The sequence below is a fragment of the Goodfellowiella coeruleoviolacea genome (assembly GCF_024171785.1).
Taxonomy (GTDB): Bacteria; Actinomycetota; Actinomycetes; order Mycobacteriales; family Pseudonocardiaceae; genus Goodfellowiella; species Goodfellowiella coeruleoviolacea.
Genome location: NZ_JAMTCK010000015.1, coordinates 58,766 through 84,273, shown reverse-complemented (window position 1 = coordinate 84,273; position 25,508 = coordinate 58,766). Strand labels below are relative to the sequence as shown.

At 72.1% G+C, this 25,508-nt stretch carries 23 protein-coding genes; 9 read left to right on the top strand and 14 right to left on the bottom strand.

Features of this window, described 5'->3' with window-relative positions:
* Window positions 1-100: 100 nt before the first annotated feature.
* From galT to LX83_RS28255, 3 genes are read right to left on the bottom strand one after another with little or no spacing between them, the layout of a single operon-like run.
* Window positions 101-1,180 (bottom strand): galactose-1-phosphate uridylyltransferase, encoded by a 1,080-nt coding sequence (gene galT / locus LX83_RS28265; RefSeq protein ID WP_253776782.1) that lies wholly within the window; start codon window positions 1,178-1,180, stop codon window positions 101-103.
* Window positions 1,177-1,974: a DeoR/GlpR family DNA-binding transcription regulator gene (locus tag LX83_RS28260; protein ID WP_253777093.1), complete on the bottom strand. Its 798-nt coding sequence runs from the start codon at window positions 1,972-1,974 to the stop codon at window positions 1,177-1,179. Before LX83_RS28260 ends, galT begins: the two co-directional genes overlap by 4 nt.
* A 2-nt stretch (window positions 1,975-1,976) precedes the next feature.
* The gene (locus LX83_RS28255; RefSeq protein ID WP_253776780.1) at window positions 1,977-3,992 is read right to left on the bottom strand and encodes a beta-galactosidase; all 2,016 of its coding nucleotides are present in this window, start codon (window positions 3,990-3,992) and stop codon (window positions 1,977-1,979) included.
* A 312-nt stretch (window positions 3,993-4,304) separates the two neighbouring features.
* On the opposite strand from LX83_RS28255, the gene LX83_RS28250 reads away from it, so the two are divergent.
* From LX83_RS28250 to LX83_RS28230, 5 genes are all read left to right on the top strand, one after another.
* On the top strand, window positions 4,305-5,624 hold the full coding sequence (locus LX83_RS28250; protein WP_253776778.1) for an ABC transporter substrate-binding protein: 1,320 nt from the start codon (window positions 4,305-4,307) through the stop codon (window positions 5,622-5,624).
* A gap of 9 nt (window positions 5,625-5,633) precedes the next feature.
* Window positions 5,634-6,614 carry a carbohydrate ABC transporter permease gene (locus LX83_RS28245; RefSeq protein ID WP_253776777.1) on the top strand — a complete coding sequence of 327 codons (981 nt, stop codon included), beginning with the start codon at window positions 5,634-5,636 and terminating at the stop codon, window positions 6,612-6,614.
* A complete protein-coding gene (locus tag LX83_RS28240; RefSeq protein WP_253776776.1) occupies window positions 6,611-7,519 on the top strand; it encodes a carbohydrate ABC transporter permease in 909 nt (302 codons plus the stop codon). Before LX83_RS28245 ends, LX83_RS28240 begins: the two co-directional genes overlap by 4 nt.
* 211 nt (window positions 7,520-7,730) lie before the next feature.
* A complete protein-coding gene (locus LX83_RS28235) occupies window positions 7,731-8,705 on the top strand; it encodes an NAD(P)-dependent alcohol dehydrogenase (protein WP_253777092.1) in 975 nt (324 codons plus the stop codon).
* A gap of 77 nt (window positions 8,706-8,782) precedes the next feature.
* Entirely contained in the window at window positions 8,783-9,532 is a 750-nt protein-coding gene (locus LX83_RS28230) for an SDR family NAD(P)-dependent oxidoreductase (RefSeq protein WP_253776775.1), read from the top strand.
* A 14-nt stretch (window positions 9,533-9,546) separates the two neighbouring features.
* On the opposite strand, the gene LX83_RS28225 is transcribed toward LX83_RS28230, so the two are convergent.
* Both LX83_RS28225 and LX83_RS28220 read right to left on the bottom strand, forming a co-directional pair.
* Window positions 9,547-10,782 (bottom strand): PucR family transcriptional regulator, encoded by a 1,236-nt coding sequence (locus LX83_RS28225; protein ID WP_253776774.1) that lies wholly within the window; start codon window positions 10,780-10,782, stop codon window positions 9,547-9,549.
* Between the two features lie 32 nt (window positions 10,783-10,814).
* A complete protein-coding gene (locus tag LX83_RS28220) occupies window positions 10,815-13,709 on the bottom strand; it encodes an AAA family ATPase (protein ID WP_253776773.1) in 2,895 nt (964 codons plus the stop codon).
* Window positions 13,710-13,738: 29 nt separating this feature from the next.
* Between LX83_RS28220 and LX83_RS28215 the strand changes: the two genes are divergently transcribed.
* Window positions 13,739-13,972 carry a hypothetical protein gene (locus tag LX83_RS28215; protein WP_253776772.1) on the top strand — a complete coding sequence of 78 codons (234 nt, stop codon included), beginning with the start codon at window positions 13,739-13,741 and terminating at the stop codon, window positions 13,970-13,972.
* Here LX83_RS28215 and LX83_RS28210 read toward each other — a convergent pair.
* Window positions 13,945-15,504 (bottom strand): long-chain-fatty-acid--CoA ligase, encoded by a 1,560-nt coding sequence (locus LX83_RS28210; RefSeq protein ID WP_253776771.1) that lies wholly within the window; start codon window positions 15,502-15,504, stop codon window positions 13,945-13,947. The genes LX83_RS28215 and LX83_RS28210 overlap by 28 nt on opposite strands.
* Window positions 15,505-15,818: 314 nt before the next feature.
* On the opposite strand from LX83_RS28210, the gene LX83_RS28205 reads away from it, so the two are divergent.
* A complete protein-coding gene (locus tag LX83_RS28205; protein WP_253776770.1) occupies window positions 15,819-16,598 on the top strand; it encodes an alpha/beta fold hydrolase in 780 nt (259 codons plus the stop codon).
* Window positions 16,599-16,755: 157 nt separating this feature from the next.
* Window positions 16,756-17,430: an esterase/lipase family protein gene (locus LX83_RS28200; RefSeq protein WP_253776769.1), complete on the top strand. Its 675-nt coding sequence runs from the start codon at window positions 16,756-16,758 to the stop codon at window positions 17,428-17,430.
* Window positions 17,431-17,575: 145 nt separating this feature from the next.
* On the opposite strand, the gene LX83_RS28195 is transcribed toward LX83_RS28200, so the two are convergent.
* Together LX83_RS28195 and LX83_RS28190 are read right to left on the bottom strand one after the other, a co-directional pair.
* Complete coding sequence (locus LX83_RS28195) at window positions 17,576-18,529, bottom strand: phosphotransferase family protein (protein WP_253776768.1); 954 nt, start codon at window positions 18,527-18,529, stop codon at window positions 17,576-17,578.
* 22 nt (window positions 18,530-18,551) lie between these two features.
* Window positions 18,552-19,445, bottom strand: a complete 894-nt coding sequence (locus tag LX83_RS28190; RefSeq protein WP_253776767.1) for an NADP-dependent oxidoreductase — start codon at window positions 19,443-19,445, stop codon at window positions 18,552-18,554.
* A gap of 69 nt (window positions 19,446-19,514) precedes the next feature.
* On the opposite strand from LX83_RS28190, the gene LX83_RS28185 reads away from it, so the two are divergent.
* Complete coding sequence (locus LX83_RS28185) at window positions 19,515-20,117, top strand: TetR/AcrR family transcriptional regulator (RefSeq protein WP_253776766.1); 603 nt, start codon at window positions 19,515-19,517, stop codon at window positions 20,115-20,117.
* 61 nt (window positions 20,118-20,178) lie between these two features.
* On the opposite strand, the gene LX83_RS28180 is transcribed toward LX83_RS28185, so the two are convergent.
* From LX83_RS28180 to LX83_RS28155, 6 genes are all read right to left on the bottom strand, one after another.
* A complete protein-coding gene (locus LX83_RS28180) occupies window positions 20,179-21,618 on the bottom strand; it encodes a sensor histidine kinase (protein ID WP_407649683.1) in 1,440 nt (479 codons plus the stop codon).
* Entirely contained in the window at window positions 21,615-22,307 is a 693-nt protein-coding gene (locus LX83_RS28175) for a response regulator transcription factor (protein ID WP_253776765.1), read from the bottom strand. The genes LX83_RS28180 and LX83_RS28175 overlap by 4 nt, the downstream gene beginning before the upstream one ends.
* Before the next feature lie 119 nt (window positions 22,308-22,426).
* Window positions 22,427-23,038: a trimeric intracellular cation channel family protein gene (locus LX83_RS28170; RefSeq protein ID WP_253776764.1), complete on the bottom strand. Its 612-nt coding sequence runs from the start codon at window positions 23,036-23,038 to the stop codon at window positions 22,427-22,429.
* Window positions 23,039-23,158: 120 nt separating this feature from the next.
* Window positions 23,159-23,833 (bottom strand): TetR family transcriptional regulator, encoded by a 675-nt coding sequence (locus LX83_RS28165; RefSeq protein ID WP_253776763.1) that lies wholly within the window; start codon window positions 23,831-23,833, stop codon window positions 23,159-23,161.
* Between the two features lie 36 nt (window positions 23,834-23,869).
* Window positions 23,870-24,223 carry a hypothetical protein gene (locus LX83_RS28160; RefSeq protein WP_253776762.1) on the bottom strand — a complete coding sequence of 118 codons (354 nt, stop codon included), beginning with the start codon at window positions 24,221-24,223 and terminating at the stop codon, window positions 23,870-23,872.
* A 200-nt stretch (window positions 24,224-24,423) separates the two neighbouring features.
* Window positions 24,424-25,221 carry an SDR family oxidoreductase gene (locus LX83_RS28155; RefSeq protein ID WP_253776761.1) on the bottom strand — a complete coding sequence of 266 codons (798 nt, stop codon included), beginning with the start codon at window positions 25,219-25,221 and terminating at the stop codon, window positions 24,424-24,426.
* Window positions 25,222-25,508: the final 287 nt, after the last annotated feature.

Genomic DNA, 25,508 nt, shown 5'->3' with positions numbered 1-25,508 from the left:
CATCCTGTGTGGAATCCACCCGCGCGGGGGAAAACCGCAGCGGCGCGGTGACCAGGAACCTCACTCTGGGTTATTGTCGCTGGTCACCGCCTTGCGCGCATCAGCCGCGCAGCCGCTCGGCGATCTGCTCCGGGGTGACGTCGTTGATCCACACCGCCATGCCCGACTCCGAGCCGGCCAGGTACTTCAGCTTGTCGGCGGTGCGCAGGATCGAGAACACCTCCAGGTGCAGCCAGGCCAGGTCGCGGCCGGTGCGCACCGGCGCCTGGTGCCAGGCGGCGATGTAGGGCAGCGGCCGGTCGTAGAGCGCGTCGAGCCGGTGCAGCACCTCCAGGTAGAGGTGGGCGAACTCGTCGCGCTCCGCCGGGGTGAGCGCGGGCAGGTCGGGCACCTGGCGGTGCGGCACCACGTGCACCTCCACCGGCCAGCGCGCCGCGGCCGGCACGTAGGCGGTCCAGTGCTCGCCGCTGGCCACCACCCTGGTGCCGGCGGCTCGTTCGGCCGCGAGCACGTCGCCGAGCAGGGGCCGGCCGTGTTCGGCCTGGTACTCGCCGGCCACCTCCAGCATGCGGGCGGTCTTGGGGGTGACGAACGGGTAGCCGTAGATCTGGCCGTGCGGGTGGTGCAGGGTGACGCCGATCTCCTCGCCCCGGTTCTCGAACGGGAAGACCTGCTCCACCCCGGGCAGCGAGCTGAGCGCGGTGGTGCGGTCGGCCCAGGCGTCCACCACGGTGCGCACCCGGGCGGGGCTGAGCTGGCCGAACGAGGTGTTGTGGTCGGAGGTGAAGCAGACCACCTCGCACCGGCCCCGCCCCGGCGCGCGCGCCACCATGGACAGCCCGGGCACGGTGTCGCTGGTGTCGGGCACGGCCGTGGCGAACGACGGGAAGCGGTTCTCGAACACCACCACGTCGTAGCTGGACTCGGGGATCTCGGTGGGTCGGCCCGGCGCGCTGGGGCACAGCGGGCACAGGTCGGCCGGGGGCTTGTAGGTGCGGGTCTGCCGGTGCGCGGCCATGGCCACCCACTCGCCGGTCAGCGGGTCGCGCCGGACCTCGGAGTGCGGGGCCTGCGCGGGCAGGTCCCTGGTGTCCTCGGCGGTGCGGGGCGGCGGGTCGGCGCTGTCGTCGAAGTAGATGATCTCCCGACCGTCCGCCAACGTCCTGCTGGTTCGTCTCATGCCAGTTCCTCGCGACGGCCCGACGTGCTGGCCAGGACCAGCTCACCGACGTGTTCGGTGAGCACGCTCCTGGCTTCGCCGGGCAGGTTCTCGTCGGTCACCAGCACGTCGGCCTCGTCCAGGTCGGCGATGGTGGAGATGCCGACGGTGCCCCACTTGGTGTGGTCGGCGACCACGACCACGCGGCCGGCGGCGTCCACCAGCGCGCGGTTGGTCTCGCTCTCGTTCAGGTTGGGCGTGGTGAACCCGGAGCGCTCGGCCATGCCGTGCACGCCGAGGAACACCACGTCCAGGTGCAGCGACCGCAGTGCCTGCACGGCGACCGGCCCGACCAGCGCGTCCGACGGGGTGCGCACGCCGCCGGTGAGCACCACGGTCCGGTCGGTGCGCGCGCTCTGCTGGAGCACGTCGGCGACCCGGATCGAGTTGGTGACCACGGTCAGGTCGGGCACGTCGTCGAGGAACCGGGCCAGTGTCCAGGTGGTGGTGCCGGCGGACAGCCCGATCGCGGTGCCGGGCCGCACCAGGGCCGCGGCCATGCCGGCGATGGCCTCCTTCTCCGGCAGCTGGCGCACGGACTTGGCTTCGAAGCCGGGTTCGTCGGTGCTGCGGCCGGCCACCGAGGTGGCCCCGCCGTACACCTTCTCGACCAGGCCCCTGGCGGCCAGCACGTCCAGGTCCCGGCGCACGGTCATGTCCGACACGCCGAGGCGGACCACCAGGTCGCTGACGCGCACCGCCCCGGTGCGCCGCACCTCCTCCAGGATCACCGCCTGCCGCTGCCGCGCCAGCACTGTCACACCTCTTCTTCCCTGGGGTCTTCCCTGAGCACCACGACGTCGCCGGCCGGGACGGTCAGTTCGCCGGAGACCCGGGCCGAGGACAGCACGTCGACCCCGGACACCGGCACCTGGACGTCGCCGGCCGAGTGGTTGATCACCACCAGCCACGATACGGGCTGCCCGGCGTGTTCACCCCGGCGGCGCACCACCTCCACCCCTGTGGGGGCCGCCACCACCGGTTCGACGCCGGCCTCGGTGAGCAGGGTGTCCACCAGTTCGCGCAGCCCGTCCCGGTCCAGGCCGCAGGCCAGGTACCAGGCCACGCCTCGGCCGTGGGTGTTGCGGGTGAGCGCGGGCACCCCGGGCAGGGCGCCGTCGGTGTAGCTGGCCACGGCCTGGGCGCCGCGCAGGTGCACCCACTCGGTCCACACCGCGGCGGTGTGCCCGTTGTCCAGGTGCACGGTGTCCCCGCCGGCCAGCGGGAAGAACTCCTCGGTCCACACGCCGAGCAGGTCGCGGAACGCGCCGGGGTAGCCGCCGAGCCGGATGTGGCCGCGTTCGTCGCTGATCCCGGACATCCAGGTGATCAGGGCGTGCCCGCCGGCGGCCACGTAGTCGGCGATGCGCGCGGCGGTCTGGTCGGTGGCCGCGTACAGCGCGGGCACCAGCAGCAGCGGGTAGCGGCCCAGGGTGTCGGCGTCGGCGGTGGGCGGCACGAAGTCCGCGGTGACGCCGGCCTGCCACAGCGCGCGGTAGAGGCCGAACACGGTGGCCAGGTAGGAGAAGTCCTTGGTGGGGTGGGTTTCCTGCTCGGCGAGCCACCACGACTGCGGGTCGAAGACGATCGCCACGGAGGCGTCCACTGTGGACCCGAGGAGTTCGCTGGCGCGGCCGAACTCGGCGCCGACCTGGCAGACCTCGCGGAAGACCTTGGTGTCCGGACCGGCGTGCGGCACCATGCCGGAGTGGTAGCGCTCGGCGCCGGCCTTGGACTGGCGCCACTGGAAGAACAGCGTGCCGTCGGCGCCGCGCGCCAGGTGGGCGTAGGTGTGCCGGCGGGCTTCGCCGGGTCGCTTGGCCACGTTGCGCGGCTGCCAGTTGACCGCCGAGGTGGAGTGCTCCATCAGCAGCCAGGGGCGCCCACCGGCCAGGCCGCGGGTCAGGTCGGCGGAGAAGGCCAGCTCGATGTGCCGCTCCGGGTCCTCGGCGGCCACGTAGTGGTCGTTGGACACGAAGTCGACCTCGCTGGCCCACGACCAGTAGTCCAGCTTGTACAGGGCGCCGGCGACCATGAAGTTGGTGGTGATGGGCACGTCCGGGGTGATCGCGCGCAGCGCGTCCCGCTCGGCCTTGTACAGCTCCAGCAGCGCGTCCGAGCTGTAGCGGGCGAAGTCGATCTGCTGGCCGGGGTTGCGGAAGGTGGGGGTGTCGCGCGGCGGGAGGACCTGGTCCCAGTCGCTGTAGCGCTGGCTCCAGAACGCGGTGCCCCAGGACTCGTTGAGCCGGTCGAGGTCCTTGTCGTAGCGCTCCCGCAGCCAGTCGCGGAAGGCCACCGCGCAGTTGTCGCAGTAGCACTTCCACACGTGGCAGCCGTACTCGTTGTTGACGTGCCAGCCGGCCAGCGCGGGGTGGTCGCGGTAGTGCTCGGCCATGCGGGTGGCCAGGGCGACGGCCTTGTGCCGGTAGATCAGGGAACTGGGGCAGTATGACTGCCGGGAGCCCGGCCACAGCCGGGTGCCGTCCGAGCGGACCGGCAGCATCTCCGGGTGCTGGTGGGTCAGCCACGGCGGCGGCGCCGCGGTGGCGGTGGCCAGGTCGACCCGGATGTCGTTGGCGTGCAGCAGGTCCATGACCTCGTCGAGCCAACCGAACTCGTAGCGGCCGTCCTCGACCTCGATCAGTGCCCAGGAGAAGATGCCGACGCTGACGATGTTCACGCCGGCCTGGCGCATCAGCTTGACGTCTTCCCGCCACACCTCCGGCGACCACTGCTCCGGGTTGTAGTCGCCACCCCAGCCGAGACCTGACATACCAGTGGGCCAACTCGTCGTCACAGCACCACAGCGTGGCTGACGCGCCCGAGAACGTCAACACAAACAAACATCCGAGCTTGTTGGGCTCTGTTTGACCTGGCGGTCACGCTCCGCGACTTTTCTTCCGGCCGCGTCGCCAGGATGCCGCAATTCCTCCTACCTTCGGGGGGATCGACACGGTACCAGCTAGGTAACGAGACCTTGACAGCGCTGTGTCCCGGACCACACATTGTGCGCAACTTTGTTCGAGTTCGTTCACCACGCGTTTAGTTCTCGGCCTTGGTTGTGGGTACCCACTCTGGAGGAACAATGGCCCGTTTCTCGCCCCGCTCCCCGTTGTCCGACACCGCGGGGGTGCTCCCCCCACTGGGCCGGCGAAGCATGCTCAAGGGACTGCTCGCCACCGCGGGGGTGGCCGCGCTACCCGGTCTGGCCGCGTGCGGGTCGGGTGGGTCCGGTGGGTCCACCGACACCGTGACGTTCGGGTCCAACTACTCCGACGCGGTGCCCAAGGGCGCGGTCCAGTCGGTGATGGACGCCTTCACCAAGGCGCAGAACCTGAAGGTCACCGTCAACACCAAGGACCACAACACCTACCAGGAGCAGATCACCAACTACCTGCAGGGCCGCCCGGACGACGTGTTCTGCTGGTTCGCCGGCTACCGCATGCAGTACTTCGCCGGCCAGGGGCTGGCCAGCGACCTCTCCGACGTGTGGACCGACATCGGCGCCAACTTCAGCGCCGCGCAGAAGGAGGCGTCCACCGGCGCGGACGGCAAGCAGTACTTCGTGCCGTTCTACTACTACCCGTGGGCGGTGTTCTACCGGCCGAGCATCTGGCAGCAGCGCGGCTACGAGGTGCCCAGGACCTTTGACGAGCTGGTCGCGCTGGCCGGCCGGATGAAGTCCGACGGGCTGATCCCGATCGCCGTCGGCCAGAAGGACGGCTGGCCGCAGATGGCCACGCTGGACTACATCAACCTGCGCACCAACGGCTACGAGTTCCACATGAACCTGATGCGCGGCAAGGAGGACTGGCAGGGCGCCAAGGTCAGGGCGGTGTTCGAGAACTGGCGCCGGCTGCTGCCCTACTACCAGGAGAACGCGCTGGGCCGCACCTGGCAGGAGGCCTCGGACAGCCTGGAGAAGGGCGAGGCCGGCATGATGGTGATCGGCAACCAGGTGCTGGAGAAGACCAAGGGCCAACTGGACGACCTGGACTTCTTCGCCTTCCCCGAGATCGACCCGGCCCACGGCGTGGACACGGTCGAGGCGCCCATCGACGGGTTCATGCTCTCCCGCAAGCCGGGCAACCCGGACGGCGCCAAGAAGCTGCTGCGCTTCCTGGGCGGGGCCGAGGCGCCGGTGCTCTACACCAAGGCCAACCCGAGCGTGATCGCCACCAACGCGCAGGCGGACACCTCCGGCTACAACAAGCTGCAGCGGAAGTACATCGACTTCGTCGGGCAGGCCAAGCACCTCACCCAGTTCCTCGACCGGGACACCGATCCCCGCTTCGCCAGTGACGCGGCCACCAACGGGATCAACGCGTTCCTGAACAACCCCAACGACATCGACTCCGTCCTCAAAGGACTCGCCGACCAGGCGAAGACGATCTTCACCGGGTGAGGCTGACTCATGGCTGTGCTTGACCAACCCCCGGCCACCGCTCCCGCCACGGCCGACACCGCCGCCCCCGGGCAGCGGTGGCCGGGCCGGGGGCGGCGCCGCGCCACCTCGCTGAGCCGGGCCGACCAGCTCGTCCTCGGGCTGATGCTGGGTGTTCCCACCGTGCTGCACGTGGCCCTGGTGTGGCTGCCCACGCTGGCGTCGGTGGTGCTGTCGTTCTCGGAGTGGAACGGCATCGGCGGCATCGAGGACATCCAGTGGGTCGGCCTGGACAACTACGTGGACATCGTGTCCCGCTACCCGCGGTTCTGGCCGGCCGTGCAGCACAACCTGGTCTGGTTGTTCTTCCTGCTCGTGCTGCCCACCGCGTTCGGGCTGCTGCTGGCCGTGCTGCTGGACCGCAAGCTGCGCTTCGGCCGCTTCTACCAGACCTCGTTCTACCTGCCGATGGTGCTGTCGCTGGCCCTGGTCGGGTTCATCTGGCAGATGATGTACCAGCCGGACAACGGCCTGATCAACAACCTGATCGGGCGGGCCGAGGCCAACCAGATCAACTGGCTGGGCAACCCCGACCTGAACCTGTACGCGGTGCTCGTCGCGGCGGGCTGGCGGCACGCCGGCTACGTGATGCTGCTGTTCCTCGCCGGCCTCAAGGCGGTCGACCCCGCGCTGAAGGAGGCCGCCGCACTCGACGGGGCCAACGCCTGGCAGGCGTTCTGGCGCGTGGTGTTCCCGGTGCTCAAGCCGGTCAACATCGTGGTGCTGGTGGTGACGGTGATCGAGGCGCTGCGCGCGTTCGACATCGTCTACGTCATCAACAAGGGCCGCAACGGTCTTGAGCTGGTGTCGGTGCTGATCACCGACAACGTGATCGGCGAGTCCAGCCGGATCGGCTGGGGCTCAGCCCTGGCGGTGATCCTGCTGATCATCTCGCTCGGCTTCATCATCACCTACCTGTTCCAGGTGTTCCGCAGGGAGGAGCGGGCATGACCGCGCCGGTCCAGACCCCACGGCACGGCGGGAAACCCGCAGGGGGTGGCAGGGAACGCGCTTTCCGCGTTGCGCTGTACGTGTTCCTCACGGTGACCTCGCTGATCTGGCTGGCCCCGCTGCTGTGGGCGGTCTACACCTCGTTGCGCGACTACGAGGACACCGCGCGCAACGGGTACTTCTCGCTGCCCGAGTCGTTGACCCTGGACAACTTCGGCAAGGCGTGGACCCAGGCGGAACTGCCGCACTACTACCTGAACACGCTGCTGATCACGATTCCCGCGCTGGTGCTGGTGCTGCTGTTCAGCTCGCTGGTGGCCTTCGGCGTGTCCCGGTTCAACTTCAGGTTCAACCTGGCCCTGCTGATGCTGTTCACCGCGGGCAACCTGTTGCCGCAGCAGGTGATCGTGGTCCCGCTGTACCGGCTGTACCTGTTGACGCCGGTGCCGGAGTGGCTCAGCGACAGCGGGCTGCTGCTGGACTCGCAGCTGGGCATCGTGCTGATCCACGTGGCGTTCCAGTCCGGGTTCTGCACGTTCGTGCTGAGCAACTTCATGAAGACGATCCCGTTCGAGCTGTCCGAGGCGGCGCGGGTGGACGGTGCCGGGGTGCTGCGCCAGTACTGGCAGGTGGTGCTGCCGCTGTGCCGGCCGGCGCTGGCCGCGTTGGCCACCCTGGAGTTCACCTGGATCTACAACGACTTCATGTGGGCGCTGGTGCTGATCCAGACCGGCGACAAGATGCCGATCACCTCGGCGCTGGCCAACCTGTCCGGCCAGTACTTCACCGACTACAACCTGGTGGCCGCCGGCTCGCTGCTGGCCGCGCTGCCCACGGTGCTGGTGTTCCTCGTGCTGCAACGCCAGTTCGTCGGTGGCCTGACCCTGGGGTCGACCAAGGGTTGAGCCACCGGCGCCCGTCCGCGTCCTGCCGAGCGGGCGAACCGAGCGGGCGAACCGAGCGACTGAGAGGTGTTCGACGCGTCTTTCTCACTTCAGCTCAACCGGATGGGCCTTTCCACTTACCCTGCTAGCGTGGCGTCGAACTGGAAAGCACCGTCCACTTGCCGCCGCCGGGACGGCGGGGTGACAGACAGGATCGGCGAACGTGAACGAGATGCGCGCGGCCCGCTTCGACAGGTTCGGCCCACCGGAGGTGCTGTACGAGGGCAGGGCGCCGGTGCCGGTGCCCACGCCGGACCAGGTGCTGGTCCGGGTGCACGCCGCCAGTGTGAACGGCGGCGAGGTGTACTTCCGGGCCGGCAGGCTGCCGGTGCCGTTCGGCCGGCGCCCCAAGGCGACGGGCCTGGACTTCGCCGGTGAGGTGGTCGCGCTGGGCGCCGCCGCGGCCGGCCGGCCCGGCCCCCGGGTGGGCGACCGGGTGTGGGGCGGCCTGCCTCGGCGGTTCGGCAGCGCCGCCGAGTTCGTGGCCGTGCACCCCAGGCAGCTCGCGCTCAGCCCGGCCGGAGTCGACCTGGTGCAGGCCGCGGCCCTGCCCGGCGTCGGCTCCACCGCGATCATCGCCCTGCGCGACAAGGCACGGCTCCGGCCCGGCGAGCGGCTGCTGGTGCGCGGCGGGAGCGGTGGCGTCGGCAGCGCCGCCGTCCAGCTCGGCCACGCGTTCGGCGCCCACGTCACCGCGCTGGCCAGCGGGCGCAACCTCGACTTCGTGCGCGACCTCGGCGCGGACGAGGTCGTCGACTACCGCGCCACCCGCCCGGCCGAGCTGGGCCGGTTCGACGTCGTCCTCGACACCGTCGGCACCGACCTGCCCGCCTACCGGCGCCTGCTCGCCCCGGGCGGACGGATGGTGGCGATCGCCTTCGACATCAACAGAATCCTGTCCTCGGTCGGCTACCTCCTGGCGTCGAGCGCGTTCGGCCCTCGGCGGGCGCGGTTCTTCGCCGGCAACCCGACCCACCGGTTGTTCGCCGACCTGACCGGGTACGTGGAGAGCGGCGCGATCCGGCCGATCGTCGACACGGTGTACCCGCTCGCCGACATCGCCGAAGCGCACCGCCGACTGGAAGCCGGCGGTGTGCGCGGCAAGATCGTCCTCCGCGTCATCGACCCGCCGTCGGACAGCGCGTGAGCCCCACCGCTACCCGCCGAGGTCCACGGCCGAACTCCGCCAGACAACACCCCGGCTGAACCGCGAAGCTGATCACCATGAACAACATCAACGACAGGGTCGCGCTGGTCATCGGGGGAAGCCGGGGCATTGGCGCGGCAGTGGCACAGCGGCTGGCCGAGGACGGGGCCGACGTGGTGCTGACCTACCAGCAGGCCGCCGACCAGGCCGCGGCCGTGGTCGAGAAGATCGAGGGAACCGGCCGCCGGGCACTGGCGATCCAGGCGGACTGCGCCGACGTCACCGCGCTCACCGACGCGGTGGACCAGGCCGCGGCGGCGTTCGGCCGGTTGGACATCCTGGTCAACAACGCGGGCGCGTTCATCGTCGCGCCGCTGGAGGAGCTGGACTCGGCAGCCGTCGAGCAGACCCTGGCGGTGAACATCCGGGCGCCGTTCGTGGCCGCGCAGGCCGCCGCCCGGCACATGACCGAGGGCGGCCGGATCATCAGCATCGGCAGCAACGTGTCCGAGCGGACGCCCTTCCCGGGGTTCGCGCTGTACTCGATGAGCAAGAGCGCCCTCACCGGGCTGACCAAGGGGCTGGCGCGCGACCTGGGGCCACGCGGCATCACCGCCAACCTGGTCAACCCCGGCCCGACCGACACCGACGCGAACCCGGCGGACCCGGCCGTCAACCCCGGCGCCGACACGTTCCGCGGCTTCACCGCGCTCGGCCGCTACGCCCAGCCCGGTGACATCGCCGCCGTGGTCGCGTTCCTGGCCGGCGACGACAGCCGGTACGTGACCGGGGCGTCGATCAACGCCGACGGCGGGTTCGCCGTCTGAGGCGCCGCCGCCGGTCAGGGGACGGGCAGCAGCCGGTGGGCGTCCAGGGCCAGGGACAGCTCCACCACGTCGCGGGGACGGCTCAGCGACCGGCCGGTGAGCTGTTCGAACCGGCGCAGCCGGTTGAGCACGGTGTTGCGGTGGCAGAACAGCCGCGCGCCGGCCCGCAGGGCGGAGCCGTCGCTGTCCAGCCACGCGGCCAGCGTGGTGAGCAGCACCTCGCGGTCCACCGGTTCCAGGTCCAGGATCGGGCCGAGCACGCGGGTGGCCAGGGCGGTGGCGGTGTCCGGACAGGACACCACCATGGCCGCCGGCAGGTGGTCCTGGAACAGCACCACCTGACCGTCCTGGGCGCAGGTGCGCAGCGCGGTTTCCGCCTGCTGGCACGCGTTGCCCAGGGCGGTCAGCTCCGCCACCACCGGGCTGACGCCGATCCGGCCGCCCGGTGGTGGGGTGAGCGCGCCGGCCAGCTGCTCCACGCCGGTGTCGCCGAGCAGGGCGATGCCCCGCTCACCGTCGGTCCCGGTGTGCCAGACGATGCGCACACCCGCGACGGCCCCACCGTCCACAGTGACCGGTCGTCCGGTGCCGGCGACCACGATCACCGCGTACCGGCCGTGTTCGGGCAGGTCGAGCGCTGCCGCGGCGGCGGGCACGTCGGCGATCCGGGTGGTGCCGTCCAGCAGCGCGCCGACCAGCGCGCGCAACCGCTCCTCGTGCCGTCTGGTCAGCTGGCTCTCCACCCGGCGGTAGGCCTCGGCGACCAGGCCGCAGTGCTCGTCGACGAAGTTCCACACGTCCGCGGCCAGGTGCACCAGCAGGTGGAACTCGTCCGGGTCGTCGCGGGAGGCGATGTCCACCAGGCCCTGCCACACCATGGCGCCGCCCAGCCGGAAGGCGTGCAGCAGCGCGTCCAGCGGCATGCCCTGTTCGGCCCGCTCCGCGCCGATGCGCCAGGAGCACAGCCGCGCCGTCTCCCGGTTCTCCTTGGGGCGCATCAGGGACTGGACGTTGTTCTCCAGCGACTCGTGCACCTCCTGCCAGAGTTCGTCGGAGTTCACCGAGGCGTTGCGGTAGACCGGTTCCTGTTCCTGGAGCAGGCTCACCAGCCGGTCGGTCAGCCCGGGCAGGTCGGCCATGAGCGTGGCGGCGGTGCGGTGCAGCAGCGCCACCGCCCTGCCGTCGGCGCGCGGCCGGGTGCGCGGGCCGAGCGCGCGGGGGCCCGGGCCGGGCAGGTCGCGGGTTGTCATTCGGATGTTTCGGCTGTCCGGTCGGGTTCTGGTCACCGTTGTCCACCTCGACGTGTTGCGGGACGTGCTGCGGCGCGGTCGCGTTCGGGCCACGTCTCGGGCGTGCGGTGCTCGGCCGCGATGATCCGGGCCAGCTCGACCCGGGACCGGATGCCCAGCGCGGCGAAGACGTTGCGCAGGTGGTGGTCGACGGTGCGCGGGCTCAGCGACAGGCGGACCGCGACCTCGCGGTTGGTCGAGCCGGCCGCGACGCAGCGGGCGATGCGCAGCTGCTGCGGGGTCAGCTGGGTGGCCAGCGCGGGCCGGTCGGTGCGGGCGGTGCCGGCGGGGTCGACGCGGTCGGCCTGGCCGGCCACCCGCAGTTCGGCGCGGACCCGGTCGGCCCAGACGCGCGCGCCGCAGGCGTCGAAGGTCAGCAGGGCGCGGCGCAGGCGTTCCCTGGCCGCGCTGGGCCGCCGGCGCCGGCGCAGCATCTCCCCGTAGAGCAGGTGGGTGCGGGCGCGTTCGAACGCGGCGCCGGTCCGCTCGTGCAGGGTGAGCGCGCGGGCGAACAGCTGGTCGGCGGCTGCCGGCTCGGCCAGCATGGCCTGGCAGCGCAGCAGTTGGGCGGTCAGGGTCTGGTCGCCGGTGGCCTCGGCCCAGCGGCGGAACCTCTCCAGCGCGGGCCGGACCGGTCGCGGGTCACCGGCCAGCACCGCCGCCTCGACCAGGCACGGCACGGCCAGCGCGGCCACGGCGAAGTGGCCGTCCTCGGCCAGCAGGTGCAGTCGTTCCACGGCCAGTTGCGGCTGTTGGGCGGCGAGGTCGAGGCGGGCGAGGCTCCAGCCGGCCACGGCCACGGCCAGGCCGAGGCCGTGCGCCCGGCCGTGGTCGACGGCGACGGCGGCGTGCTGCTGGCAGGCGTGCGGGTCGCCCTGCAGCGCGGCCACCATGGCCAGTGCGGCGTGGTGGTGCACGGCGCGGTTGCGCTGCCCGGTGCGTTCGGCCGCGGCCAGCCCGGCCAGGGCGTGTTCACGGGCGCGGCCGTGCCGGCCGGTCCACAGTTCCGCGTACACCAGGTGTTCCAGGGCCTGGGGGACGACCGTGGCCAGGCCGAGTGCCCTGGCCCGGCCGACCGCGCGGGTGGCGGCGGCGCGGGCCACGTCCACCCGGCCGACCATCAGCGCGGCCAGCACCACCCGGTTCAGCGCCACCGGGTCGGCGTCCAGGTCCTCGCCGCCCCGGCCCTCCGGGGTCAGTGCCCTGGTCAGCGCGGTGACGCCGGTGGCGTGGTCGCCGGCGAGCGTGGCGGCCATGCCGGTGTGGAAGTCACGCAGCCCGGCTGGCGCGCCGGGTGCGCGCACCAGCTGGCGGGCGATGCGGCGGTAGCCGGGGATGTCGCCGGCGAGCCAGCTGGCCTCGGCCGCGCCGAGCAGGGCGGCCAAAGCCCGGGCCGGGTCGGTGCCGGCCAGCAGCCCGGCGGCGAGCAGCAGGGCTTCGCGGGCGTCCTCGACGATGCCGGCGCGCAGGTCGATGCCGCCGCGGACCAGTTCGATCCGGCCCAGCACGGCCGGGTGCGTGGCGCGGCCGCTGGCCTGGGCGAGCAGCGCGCGGGCCCGGTCGGGTCGGCCGGCCAGCCAGGCGTGGTCGGCGGCGTCGGCCAGCCGGGCGGCGCGGGTGTCCTCGTCGTCGGCGAGGGCGGCGGCCCTGGCCAGTGCCTCGGCGCGGTCCAGGTGGCTGTCCCCGCTGGTGGCGCTGCCGTCGAGGGCGGTGACGGCCGAGGCGAGTTCGTTGCCAAGGCGGCTGTTGGGGCCGGGTGCGCTGGCGGCCAGGTGGCGCAGCCGGCGCAGGCGCTGGCTCGGGCTGGTCAGCACCTCGGCCAGCACGGCGTGCGCGGCCTGCCGGCCGGCCAGTGGTTCCCGCTGGTAGATGGCCTGCCGCAGCAGCGGGTGGGGGAAGCGGACCAGGTCGGCGTCGGTGCGCACCACGCCGGCGCGTTCGGCTGGTTCGATCCGGGCGGGGTCGAGTCCGGCGTGCTGGGCGATGCGCAGCAGCAGGTCGGTGTCCAGGGTGTCGGTGAACTCCTGGGCGGTGGCGGCGAGCAGCACCAGCCGCTGGGTGTCGGCGGGCAGGTCGCGCAGGCGCGGCGCGTAGCGGCGCAGCAGTGCCCCGTCGGTGAACAGCCGGGGCGGCAGTGGCGCGCCGCCGGCCAGCTGCTCGGGGGTGAGCGCGTCGACCAGTTCGACGAGCAGCCCGGGCACGCCGGCGCCGGCGGCCAGCAGTGCCTCCCGCACGGCCGGGTCGAGTTGGCCGGGCACCAGGTCGGCCAGCAGGGCGGCGGCGTCGGCGTCGGCCAGTGGCGGCAGGGTCACCGCGGGGATGCCGGCCGGCCACTCCCCCGGCCCGTCCTCGGGTTCGGGTGCGCGGGCGGTGAGCAGGATGCCGACCCGGCGCACCGAGCCGACCCGGCGGGCGGCGAAGCCCAGTGCCGCCCGGGACGCGGGGTCGAGCCGGTCGGCGTCGTCCACGCAGCACAGCACCGGGTGCTCGGTGGCGAGCGCGCCCAGGGCGAACAGGAACGCGGACAGCACCGCGCCGGGCGCCGGCACCGCGACCCGGCCCAGCTCCAGCGCGCTGACCAGCGGGTCGGCTCGGCTGCCGAGCAGGGTGGGCAGCTGGTCGGCGACCGGACGCAGCAGGGCGTGCAGGCCGCTGTGCGGGACGTCCTGCTCCTCGGCGACGCCTCGGGTGCGCAGCACCAGGGCGCCGGGCAGCGCGGTGGCGGCGTGCTCGCACAGGGCGGTCCGCCCCATGCCCGGCTGGCCGAGCACCAGCAGGGCGGCGCCTCGGTGGCCGCGCGCGCTCCAGCACAGCTGGTCAACAGCGTTCTGTTCGGCACCTCGACCGCGGAACCGGAGGCCGAGCGCCGGGGCGGGCGTTCCGATCACGCGCACCAAGTTACGCATGAGTTAAGTACGTGCGAAAGAGGTGGGAGGTCGAACCGGTCGCCCTGCGCGACCACCCGCACCGCCCGCTCCCCGGCCGAGCGGACCGGGCGAACGCGCTGGTCAGCCGGGTTGTGGCCGGGGCGGTCGCGGACGGGTCGGCTGTGCTGGGGCACATGGGTGGTGACGGATTGGTGGGCAGGGGACCAGGCCCCGGCGCGGCCCTGGACGCCGGCGGCTACGGCTGGCCGCCGCCGGGTGCCTGACCGGGAAACGCCGCGCGCAGCTCGCGTTTCAGCACCTTGCCGCTCGGGCCCAGCGGCAGGCTGGACACGAACTCCACCAGGCGCGGGTACTTGTGCCGGCCGAGCCGCTCGGCCGCCCAGGACACCACCTGCTCGGCCGCTGGTGGCGCGGCCGGGTCGGCGGGCACCACCACCGCGCACACCTCCTCGCCGTGCACCGGGTGCGGCACCCCGATCACCGCCACCTGGGCGATGTCCGGGTGCTCCATCAGCACGTTCTCCACCTCGCTGGGGTAGACGTTGAACCCGCCGCGGATCACCACGTCCTTGGTGCGGTCGACCACCCGGACGAAGCCGTCGGCGTCCTTGGTGCCCAGGTCGCCGGTGCGGAACCAGCCGTCCACCACGGCGGCGGCGGTGGCCTCGGGCATGTTGTGGTAGCCGAGGAACACGTTGTGGCCGCGGACGACGATCTCGCCCAGCTCGCCGGTGGGCAGGAACTCGATCCGCTCGGGGAGATCGGGCCGCGCGATCTCCACCTCCACGCCCCACACCGGGTGGCCCACCGTGCCGGGCCGGGTGCCGAAGTGCGGCTGGTTGGTGGTGGCCGTCGGCGCGGTCTCGGACAGGCCGTAGCCTTCGAAAACCTTGGTGTGCAACAGTTTCTCGACTTCGTGCAGCACGGTCAGCGGCAGCGAGTCACCACCGGACACGCACATCCGCAGCGCCGGCAGCCGGTGCGGCTCGCGCTCGCGGGCGGCGGCGGCCAGCGCCACGTACATGGTCGGCACCCCGTGGAACACGTTCACCTGCCGCCGCAGCATCAGGTCCAGGGCGGCGTCCGGTTGGAAGCGGCGCATCAGGATCAGGGTGGCGCCCAGCCGGAACGTGGTGTTCATCGCCACGGTCTGGCCGTAGGCGTGGAACAGCGGCAGGCAGCCGAGCACCACGTCGTGCGGGCTGGTCTCGTTGCAGTCGAACGCGTTCACCGTGGCGTTGAGCACCAGGTTGAGCTGGCTGAGCACGGCGCCCTTGGGCTTGCCGGTGGTGCCGCTGGTGTAGAAGATCACCGCCGGGTCCTCGGCCTGCCGGCTCACGTAGGTGGGCAGGGCCGGCGCGCCCGCCGCGCTGTCCTCCAGCCGGGACAGCCCGTCGGCCTCGGCCGCGCCCACGGTCACCACGGTCAGCCCGGCCAGTGCCGCGGCCCGGGTGCCCGCCTCGGCCAGCACGCGGTCGCACACCAGCAGGCGCGCGCCGCTGTCCCGCAGCACGTGCGCCATCTCCTCGGGGGTGAGCAGCAGGTGCACCGGCACCACCACGGCGCCGGCCGCCAGGATCGCGTAGTAGGCGGCCGGGAACGTCACCGCGTTGGGCGCGATCAGCGCGACCCGGTCGCCCGGTGCCACGCCCAGCTCGCGCAGGCCGGCGGCCAGGGACAGGGACCGTGCCCACAGCTGCGCGTAGCTCACCTCGGTGGTGTCGTCGGCCACGGCGAGCCGTTCGGGGTGGCGGCGGGCCGTCTCCGCCAGCACACAGGCCAGGGACAGGGTCATCGGCACTCCTCGGGGGTTGACGAGCGCACCAGGCGCGGGTGGCCGACCGGTTCCGGGGTGGCGCGGCGCTCGGCGTCCCCGACGCACGCGCGGTGCCACCCCACGGAGCTGATCAACGACAGCACAGGCGCGGGGTGGCGGCCAGCCGGCGGCGGCAACTGGGGGCGGCTGCCCAACGCCGCGGGGTGTTGGCTGTGCCGGCACACAGACCGGCCCGCGCCGGCGGCCGGCCGGGGCAGGATCGACACCGCGGCGCGCGCCCGGCCGCACCGGCCACGCCGCAGGCCCGTTGACCCCGCACCCCGGAGGTGTCCGTGCAGACCGGAGAGACAACCGTGCAGACCTTCACCTCGTCCGACGGCCTGACCATCGCCTACCGCGAGTGGCCGGGCGAGGCCGACGCGCCGCCCGTGCTGCTGCACCACGGGTTCGCCGTGGACGCCGTGCTCAACTGGGTGTACCCGGGCCTGGTGGGGGCGTTGACCGCGGCCGGCCGCCGGGTGGTGGCCGTGGACGCCAGGGGGCACGGCGCCTCGGCCAAGCCCAGCACCGTGGCGCACTACGGCGAGCGGCGGATGGCCGAGGACGTGGCCACCCTGGTGGAGCTGCTCGGCGTGGCCGAGATCGACCTGGTCGGCTACTCGATGGGCGCGATCGTCTCGCTGCTCGTCGCGGCCGACCAGCCGTGGGTGCGCCGGCTGGTGGTCGGCGGCATCGGCGCGGCCGTGGTGGAACTGGGCGGGGTGGAGACCAGGGGCAGCGCGCCCGGCGAGCTGGCCGCGGCCCTGCGCGCGGCCGACCCGGTGGGCCTGCGGCCGGTGGTGGCCACGTTCCGCGCCTTCGCCGACCAGACCGGCGCCGACCGGTTCGCGCTGGCCCTGCAGGCCGAGGCGTTCAACACCGACCCGATCCCGCTGGACCGGATCACCGCGCCGACCCTGCTGCTGGCCGGTGACAGCGACCCGCTGGCCACCCGGCCGGAGGTGCTGCGCGACGCGATCCCCGACGCCCGGCTGCTGGTGCTGCCCGGCGACCACCTGAGCGTGGTCGGCCACCCCGAGTTCACCAGGGCGGTGACCGACTTCGTCAGCTGACCGGCCGGGGCCGGGTGGTGTGGCACAACGACGGCGCGGTTGCCGTGGGAGCGCGCACAGGGTTTGCCACCACCGGTCGCGGACCGGTGCTTTCGCCGATGCGGCCGGGGCACGGCGCGGCAAACACTCGGGACCCCCGTCTCACCTGGAGGTTCCCGTGCGGAAGCTGTTCACAACCCTGCTGGTCGGTCTGGCCGCGGCCGCCGCCGTGCTGCTCGGCCCGGCCGGTCCGGCCCACGCCGCCGGCCACACCCCGGTGGTGTTCGTCCACGGCTACACCGGCAGCACGTCCAACTGGGCGACGGCCATGACCGCGTTCCTCGCGGCCGGGTACAGCTCCAATGAGCTGTACTCCTACGAGTACAACTACAACGCGTCCAACCAGGCGAGCGCCGCCGGGCTGGCCACGTTCGTCAACCAGGTCCGCTCCCGCACCGGAGCATCCAAAGTGGACATCGTCAACCACTCGATGGGCGGCATGGTCAGCCGCTGGTACGTCAAGCAGCTCGGCGGCCACCAGTACGTGTCCCACTGGGCGTCCCTGGCCGGCGCCAACCACGGCACCACGTTCGCGTCCTCGTGCGTGATCTTCCCGTCGTGCGTCGAGATGCTGCCCGGGTCCAGCTTCCTCAACACCCTCAACTCCGGCGACGAGACACCGGGCAGCACCAGGTACGCGACCTGGTACTCCCCCTGCGACGGCGTGATCATCCCCTACACCAGCACCCGGGTCGACGGCGCCGAGAACAACCTGGTGGCCTGCCAGAACCACATCCTGTTCCTGACCGACCTGCTGGTGCTCTCCGACGTCCGGCGGTTCCTCGCCTCCTGACGCCCGCCCCGCCACCCCTCTCGGTCGCCCCGGGAGGGGTCCGGCGCGCCCGTCCACCGTCCTCAGTCCACTGTGCACAGTCCGATGTGACCAGCCCGATATACACAGTCCACTGTGCTCAGTCCGATGTGCACAGTCCACGTGCTCAGTCGGTGGCGAACCAGCGGTCGGCGAGCGCGTCCAGGGTGGGTTCGGCCGGCGCGGGCAGCCGCCGCAGCCAGGCCGCCAGGTTGGCGTACCGGTGCAGCAGGGTCCACGCCAGCAGCCGGCGCCGCAGTTCCGCGTCCAGCTCGCCGTGACCGTACCCGTACGCGGTGAGCGCGCGGCGCAGGAACCGGCTGTCCCCTTCGGACACGAAGCAGCCCAGCCCGACGAACTCGTACTCCCGGGCGCCGCACATGGCCGGCTCGAAGTCGATCAGCCCGGTGTACCGCCACGCACCGGTCGCGTCCCGGTCCACCAGCAGGTGCTGGCGCATGATCTCGGTGTGCAGCAGCACCGGCGGCCCGTCGCCCAGTCGGACCCGGTCCAGGAACGCGGAAAGCTGCGCCAGCCACGGCTCGGCCAGCCCGAGGGCCCGCTGCCGGGCCGCGCACTCCTGGCGCTGGGTGGCGACGAAGCCCGCCCAGTCCGCCGGCCACCAGTCGGGGATGTCCGGCGCGGGCAGCGCGTGCAGTGCCGCCAGGGTCGCACCCAGCTCGTCGGCCATGCGGTCCCGGTCGGCGGCCGTGGTCCGCTCCCACACCCGGTCCAGCGGCACCCCGGGCAGCCGGTCCATCAGCACGTAGCCCCACCCGTCGTGCTCGCCGGCCGCGTGCACGCCCGGCGTGGGGATGGGCAGCGCGCCGTGCACCGCGCCGAGCACCCCGGCCTCCACCCGGTACTCGGCCACGTGGACCTGCGGGAACAGCTTGAGCACCAGGTCGCCGACGGCGTAGACGGGCAGTGAGCCGGCCGGGAACCGGGTCAGCCCGGCCGGGTCGACGCCCAGCGCGCGGCACAGCCGGCGCACCCCGGGCCGCAACGCGTCCTCGTCCGCGCGGACCAGGTCGAACGCGTCCTCGGTCGCGGCCGGCGGCAGGGTGGGGGCAACGGTCACGGCGCGACGCTAGTGCCTCGGCCTAGACGATCAGCACCCGGCGGCCTCGGGTGTGGCCGGCCTGGCTGTCGATGTGCGCCGCCGCGGCCTCGGTCAGCGGGTAGGACTTGTCGACCGGGATGTGCAACTTTCCCCGCGAGATGAGGTCGACGGCCTCGGCCAGCGCGTCCGGCATGCTCCCGGCCACGCCGGAGAACCGGACACCCAGCTCCGGCGCACCGAGATCGGCGATGGAGATCACCTTCCGCGGGTCGCCGGTCAGTTCGACGAGTTCGCGGAGCACGCCCGAGCCGGCCAGATCCAGGGCCGCGTCAACGTGGCCGAGCTGGCGCACCCGCTCGACCCAGCCCTCGCCGTAGGTGGTGGCGAGGGCGCCCAGGCTGCGCAGGTAGTCCTGGTTGGCGGCGCCAGCCGTGCCGATCACCGTGATGCCCCGGTCCCGGGCGATCTGCAGCACCGCTGATCCGACGCCTCCGGACGCACCGCTGACCAGCAGCGTCTGCCCGGGCCGCACCCCGACCTCGCGGAGGATGCGCAGCGCGGTCTCCACCACGGAGGGGTATCCGGCCGCCTCCGCGAACGTCAGCCCCTCGGGCATCCGGGCCCACGCCGACAGCACGGCGAACTCGGCGTAGGTGTCCGATCCCTCGCCGAACACGTGGTCGCCGACCTCGACCCCGTCGACGTCCGGGCCGACCTCGTCCACGACCCCGGCGGCGTCCAGCCCGACTCCGGCGGGCAACTCGATCGGATGGGCTCCCAGGACCTGGCCTTCCCGGAGCCGCCAGTCGACGGGGTTCACGCCCGCCGCCCGCACGGCGATCCGCACCTGGCCGGGACCCGCGTGGGGTTCCTCGGCGTCCACCAGCCGCAGCACTTCCGGACCACCGAACTCGGCGAAGCTCACTTTCTTCATGCCGCGACCGTAGCACTAACGGTTAGCTTTTAAAAACCGTTAGTGCTTTGTACCTGTTAGGATCAGGCCGTGACCGTGCCGCCCGGACGCCGTGAGCGCAAGAAGGCCGCGACCCGCCAGAAGATCGCGGACACCGCCCTGCGGCTGTTCCTGGAGCACGGCTACGACGCGGTGGGCATCCGCGACGTGGCCGCCGCCGCCGACGTGGCCGTCACCACGGTCTTCTCCCACTTCGCCTCGAAGGAGGCCCTGGTGTTCGACCAGGACCAGGACTTCGAGCAACGCCTCGCGCGGGCGGTCACCGACCGGGCACCGGACGAGCCGCTCATCCCCGCGCTGCGCCGCGAGATCCACGCCCTGGTCCGACACTGCACGGGGGACGACGCCGCCCCGCTCTGGCGGATGATCGACGCCACCCCCGCCCTGCTGGAGTACGAGAAGTCGATGCGGCTGCGCCACGCGGAGTCGCTGGCAGCGGCCATCGCCGCCGACCCCGACCTGGCACGGACCCCAACGGCCTGCCGGACGATCGCGAGGTTCGTGATCGACGCCTACTCGCTGGCCCGGGAGGCGGACGACCCGGACGCCGCGGTGGACGAGATCTTCCGGATGATCGAGGCGGCCTGGGCGGCCACCAACCCCACCTCCTCGCTGGCCGCGCCCGGGCGGTGAACCAGCCCCTTGAGCCCCTTGAGCCCTTGAGCCCCTTGAGCCCGGCTGAGCCCGGTCCAGCTCAGTCCTGGCCGGGCTGACCGGGCAGCCGGATGGTCAGCAGCGCGCCACCCTGGGCCGATCGGGCCGCGTACGCGCCGCCGCCGTGCCGCTGCGCCACCTGCCGCACGATGGCCAGCCCCAGGCCCGAGCCGGGCAGGGTGCGGGCCTCGGAGGAGCGGTAGAACCGGTCGAACACGTGCGGCAGATCCGCCTCGGCGATGCCCGGGCCGGCGTCGGCCACGTTGATCACGGCGGTCCCGTCGCCCAGCTGCTGCAGCTCCACCCGCACGGTCCCGCCCGGCGGGCTGAACTTCACGGCGTTGTCCAACAGGTTCAGCACGGCGCGTTCCAGCGCGCTGGAGTCCCCGTACAGGGTCCACGGCTGGAGCACCACGTCGAACTCCACGTCGCTGGCCCGGCGGCGGGCCCGGTCCAGCGCCCGCTCCACCACCTCGACCAGGTCCACCGGCTCGTGCACCACGTCCGGCGGGTCCTCCCTGGCCAGTTCGACCAGGTCCCCGATGAGCGTGGTCAGCTCGTCCAGCTGGGCGCGCACGTCCTCCTGGATCTCCCGCTTGTCCTCTGCGGACAGTCGGGGCGCGCCGGGTTTCTCGGCGGCCAGCAGCAGTTCCAGGTTGGTGCGCATGGACGTCAGCGGGGTGCGCAACTCGTGGCCGGCGTCGGCGACCAGCCGGCGTTGTCGTTCCTGCGACTCGGCCAGCGCACCGAGCATGGCGTTGAAGCTCAACGTCAGCCTGGCCAGCTCGTCGTCCCCGGTGACCGGGATGGGCCGCAGGTCGATGGTGCGCGCCACGCGTTCGGTGGCCTCGGTCAGCTTGCGGATCGGCACCAGGCCGGCCGAGGCCGCGGCCGTGCCGGCCAGCGCGGCGATCAGCACTCCGGCGCCACCGATCACCAGGAACACGATGTTCAACCGGTTCAGCGTGGCCTTGATCGGCGCCAGGCTCTGGCCGAGCACCAGGGCGGTGCCCCGGGCGTAACCCACGTAGGGCACGGCCACCACGGTGGAGTCGGTCTTGCCGTCCACCCGGTACGAGTCCGCCTCCCGGCCCGCGGCCACGTCGATCTCGGTCTGGGTGATCTCGGCCTGGAGGGTTTCCGGCTTGGCCAGGGACTGGCCCCTGGTGTCGATCACGTTGAGCTGGAAGTCGGCCAGGGCCATCTCGTTGAGATCGACCCCGATCTCCCCACCGACCGGCGGCTTGCTCGCGATGTCGTGCGCCCTGGTCAGCAGGTTCTCCGCCGCCTGCGAGTACAGGCTGTCGCGCACGGTGATGTAGCTGCCCAGGGACACCAGCGCCACGGCGACCGCCACGCACAGCGCGGCCAGCAGCGCGATCCGGGTGCGCAGCGAGAAGCGCTGGGTGGGGACGCCGCTGGCGACGGTGGGGTCGGACTCGGCGGCGGTGGCGCCGGGTGGCGGCCCGAGTTGGGTCACGGAGGGGTCTCCCGCAGCACGTAGCCCACGCCCCGCACGGTGTGGATCAGCCGGGGTTCCCGGTTGGCCTCGGTCTTGCGCCGCAGGTAGCCGACGTACACCTCAAGGGCGTTGCCCGAGGTGGGGAAGTCGTAGCCCCACACGTCCTCCAGGATGCGGCTGCGGGTGAGCACCTGCTTGGGGTGGGCCATGAACAGTTCGAGCAGGGCGAACTCGGTGCGGGTCAGGCTGATCCACCGGTCGCCCCGGCGCACCTCCCTGGTGCCCGGGTCCAGCTCAAGGTCGGCGAAGCGCAGTGCGGCCGGTGCCAGACTGGCGGCATCCTCCGGGGTGGCGCGGCGCAGCAGCGCGCGCAGCCGGGCGAGCAGTTCTTCCAGGGCGAAGGGCTTGGGCAGGTAGTCGTCGGCGCCGGCGTCCAGACCGGTCACCCGGTCGGAGACGGCGTCACGGGCGGTGAGCACCAGGATGGGCAGGTCGTCGCCGGTGCCGCGGAGGCGCCGGCACACTTCCAGACCGTCCAGCCTGGGCATCATCACGTCGAGGACCATGGCGTCGGGTCGCTGGTTGGCCACCGCGTCCAGGGCCTGCTGCCCGTCGCCGGCAAGGTCGACCTGGTAGCCGTTGAACTGCAGTGAGCGGCGCAGCGACTCACGCACGGCCCGGTCGTCGTCGACAACGAGGATGCGCATAAAGCCAGTGTTACCTCTCGTCCTGAGAGCGACCTGAGAGCCGAGCCAGAATTCGATCAGCTTTTACCGGTCTGAGCTGGACTTTTGCCACTGAGCGGGCTTTTGCCCGGACGCTCGGCTCAGGGCGGCGGGCGCCGCGCGGTGGGCGCGTTCCAGTTCCGCCAGATCGCCAGCAGCCGCAGTGCCACCACCAGGACCGAACCCACCAGGGTGACCGGCACCTCGGGCAGCCGCAGTTCCGCGCCGCACACCACGACCACCGCACCGGCCAGCGCGGCCAACGCGTAGATCTCCCGCCGCAGCACCAGGGGGATCTGCCGGAGCAGGATGTCCCGCATGGCGCCGCCGCCGATGCCTGCGGTCATGCCCACCAGGCACGCGCTGTAGGCGGGCAGCTCGTGGGCGAGCGCGGTGGCCGTGCCCGCGGTCACGAACAGGCCGAGCCCCACTGCGTCGGCGACCAGCACCGACCAGCGCAGCCTGGCCAGCTGCGGGTGGAACCAGACCGCGATCAGCCCGGTGACCGTGGCCACCAGCAGGTAGGGCCAGGTGCGCAGGGTCTCGGGCGGGTGCACGCCCAGCAGCACGTCCCGGATGATGCCGCCACCCAGTGCCGTGGTCAGCGCGAGCACGACAATGCCGAACACGTCCAGCCGTGCCCGCACCGCGGCCAGCGCGCCCGAGGCGGCAAAGGCCACGATCCCAACCAGTTGCACCACGAACAGCAGCACAAATGCCCAGGTTAGCCCGGGTGTGTCAGCCCTGACCGCAGCAAACCGGCCCGATGTGCGCGACACCACCACCGGTGCGGTTTCGCCGCCCGTCGCCGACGCGGCCAGGCGGTGGACAGGTCACCCGGTGCGTTTGCGCGAGCCCGAGCCACGCTTCTTCGCGGCAGGGGGCTCGTCGGGGGTGGACCCCGTCCACAGATCGGCGACGCTGCCGCCCACGAGGGTCACCAGCGACCGCAGCGCCTCTTCGAGGTCGACGCCGTCCGGGTCCACGACCGACTGGAGGTGGATGCCCGTCACCGCCCCGGTGAGGATGATCGCGACCGCGCGCTCCTTCTCGGCCGCGACGGCGGGGTCCACTCCCTCGGGGCGCTGCGCCCGCAGCCAGCTCTCGACACCGCTGCGGCGCTGTTCGAGGAATTCCCGGTACTGCGCGTGCACGGCACCGCTGCTGTTCATCGCCTCGGTGAGGACGCTGAACATCAGCGCGGAGTTGCCGCTGCGCACCCAGGTGGCGTAGTCGTGGACGAGTTCGCTCAGCGAGGGGACCGAGTCATACCGGGCGGGCCCGAGGAACCGGTCGACGGCGCGTTCGACAACGGCCATCACCAGTCCTTCTTTGTTCTTGAAGTGCCAGGGGATGCTGCCCCGGCTGATGCCGGACCGCTCGGCAATGTCCACGAAGGACGTGCGCTCGAAACCGCGCTCGGCGAACAGTTCCTCGGCGGCGTCGAGGATGCGCCGACGGCTCTCGTCACCGATCTCGTCGATGCGGCGCCGCCCTGAGGAACTCACGGGGGTCATCATAGGGCGCGGACGCCCCTCCACTCATCAGGCCCGCGCGCCGTCCGGGCGCACGCTTCTCGCGGGTGCGATGCGCCGCCACACCGGCGATCCGATCGCGTGCACCGCGGCGGACGCGATCGCCGCGTAGACCGGAAAGGACACCGGATCGAACGCCGTCGCGTCCGCACCGGGTAGCACGAGCCGGAGACAGATGACCGCTCCGGCGGCGAACAGCCCGCCGAAGACGCCGCGCACGGCGGCCGGCCACCACCGCCGGTGCTCGCGTCCGGCGATGAAGGCCCCGAGCACGCCCAGGCCCTGCCACGTCCACCACGCCGCACCGGTCCACTTCAGGGTGATCGCCGCCACGACGCCGAACACCACCGGCACGACGACCACGGAAACGACCTGCCGGACACGGGAGAACTCGGCGAACAGCTCCGCGGAGCGGACCGGGCGATCATCCCGCTCCGCCGGTCGGACCTGCGCACGGTTTCCAGGAATCTTCCTCATCCTCCTGACAACGAGGGCCGCCGGGTGCAGCGACCCTGGGCAGAACAGCGAAGTCCACATTGGTCAACACACTGCGTGAGCCGGGATCAGGGGACGGAGTTGAGCAGCTGCTCCATCCGCATCGTGAGGTACGGACGCAGCCAGTCGTCGGTGTGGATCCACATCGCCTTGGTCTCCATGCCCGCGATGACCTTTTCGCCCACGGCGTCGATGCTCACGCCGGCCTTGAAGGCGGCTTCCGTCTTCGTGCGCTCGTCGTCGGACAGCGTCACGGTCAGTCCCGCATCCACCGACTCGGTGTGCTTCAGGATGTCGGTGTCCACATAGGCTGGACAGAGCACGCTCACGTCGATGCCGTACTCGGCCGCCGCCAGCCGCAGCGACTCCGACAGCCCGACGACCGCGAACTTGCTCGTCGTGTACAGCACGTTCGATCCCGCCGTCACCAGGCCGGCGCCCGACGCGGTGTTCACGACGTAGCCGCCCTCCCCGCGCGCGATCATGCGCGGCAGGAAGGTCTGCACCCCGTTGATGACGCCGGAGAGGTTGACGCCGAGCACCAGGTCCCACTTCGCGTAATCCAAACTCGACACTGACAATGCCGGCGCGATGCCCGCGTTGTTGAACAGCAGGTCCACCGGGCCCAGCTTCGCCTCGACCTCGTCGGCGACGGGGGCGAACGCCTCCCGGTCCCGGACGTCCAGCCGCCAGACCTCGACGTCCGTCACCTCGGACAGCTCCTCCTTGCTGGCGCGCAGGGCCTTCTCGTCGATGTCGGCGAGCGCGAGACGCACGCCCCGCTTGCCCAGTGCGCGCGCGATGCCGAGGCCGATCCCCTGGCCGCCGCCCGTGATGAAGGCGACCGATCCGTTCCAGTCCCTCATGCGAACCCTTTCTGTGCTGGCTTGTCATCTCTATGTTGGTCAGCATAGTACATGGCCGTGGTGAGGTTGTCCCCTTCGTCCGAGTCGGCCAGGGGGCGCGGGTCGATGACGGCGGCCTGCCGGAGGAAGCGGGAGAAGAGACAAGGGAAGGGGAGGGGAGGGAGAGGCAGGAGAAGAACACGCCCGGCCGCCGGGAGGCTTGTGGTCGCGTTGGGGAAATGAATGGTGGATGTGGTCCCGTTGGCTGCTGTTCCGACTGCAGCCAAGACTTCCGCATATGCAGGTCC

Coding starts and splice junctions, on each gene's coding strand:
- galT (WP_253776782.1), bottom strand. CDS start 1,180: ATGAGACGAACCAGCAGGACGTTGGCGGACGGTCGGGAGATCATCTAC.
- LX83_RS28255 (WP_253776780.1), bottom strand. CDS start 3,992: ATGTCAGGTCTCGGCTGGGGTGGCGACTACAACCCGGAGCAGTGGTCG.
- LX83_RS28250 (WP_253776778.1), top strand. CDS start 4,305: ATGGCCCGTTTCTCGCCCCGCTCCCCGTTGTCCGACACCGCGGGGGTG.
- LX83_RS28245 (WP_253776777.1), top strand. CDS start 5,634: ATGGCTGTGCTTGACCAACCCCCGGCCACCGCTCCCGCCACGGCCGAC.
- LX83_RS28240 (WP_253776776.1), top strand. CDS start 6,611: ATGACCGCGCCGGTCCAGACCCCACGGCACGGCGGGAAACCCGCAGGG.
- LX83_RS28235 (WP_253777092.1), top strand. CDS start 7,731: ATGCGCGCGGCCCGCTTCGACAGGTTCGGCCCACCGGAGGTGCTGTAC.
- LX83_RS28230 (WP_253776775.1), top strand. CDS start 8,783: ATGAACAACATCAACGACAGGGTCGCGCTGGTCATCGGGGGAAGCCGG.
- LX83_RS28225 (WP_253776774.1), bottom strand. CDS start 10,782: ATGACAACCCGCGACCTGCCCGGCCCGGGCCCCCGCGCGCTCGGCCCG.
- LX83_RS28210 (WP_253776771.1), bottom strand. CDS start 15,504: ATGACCCTGTCCCTGGCCTGTGTGCTGGCGGAGACGGCCCGCCGCCAC.
- LX83_RS28190 (WP_253776767.1), bottom strand. CDS start 19,445: ATGAAGAAAGTGAGCTTCGCCGAGTTCGGTGGTCCGGAAGTGCTGCGG.
- LX83_RS28175 (WP_253776765.1), bottom strand. CDS start 22,307: ATGCGCATCCTCGTTGTCGACGACGACCGGGCCGTGCGTGAGTCGCTG.
- LX83_RS28155 (WP_253776761.1), bottom strand. CDS start 25,221: ATGAGGGACTGGAACGGATCGGTCGCCTTCATCACGGGCGGCGGCCAG.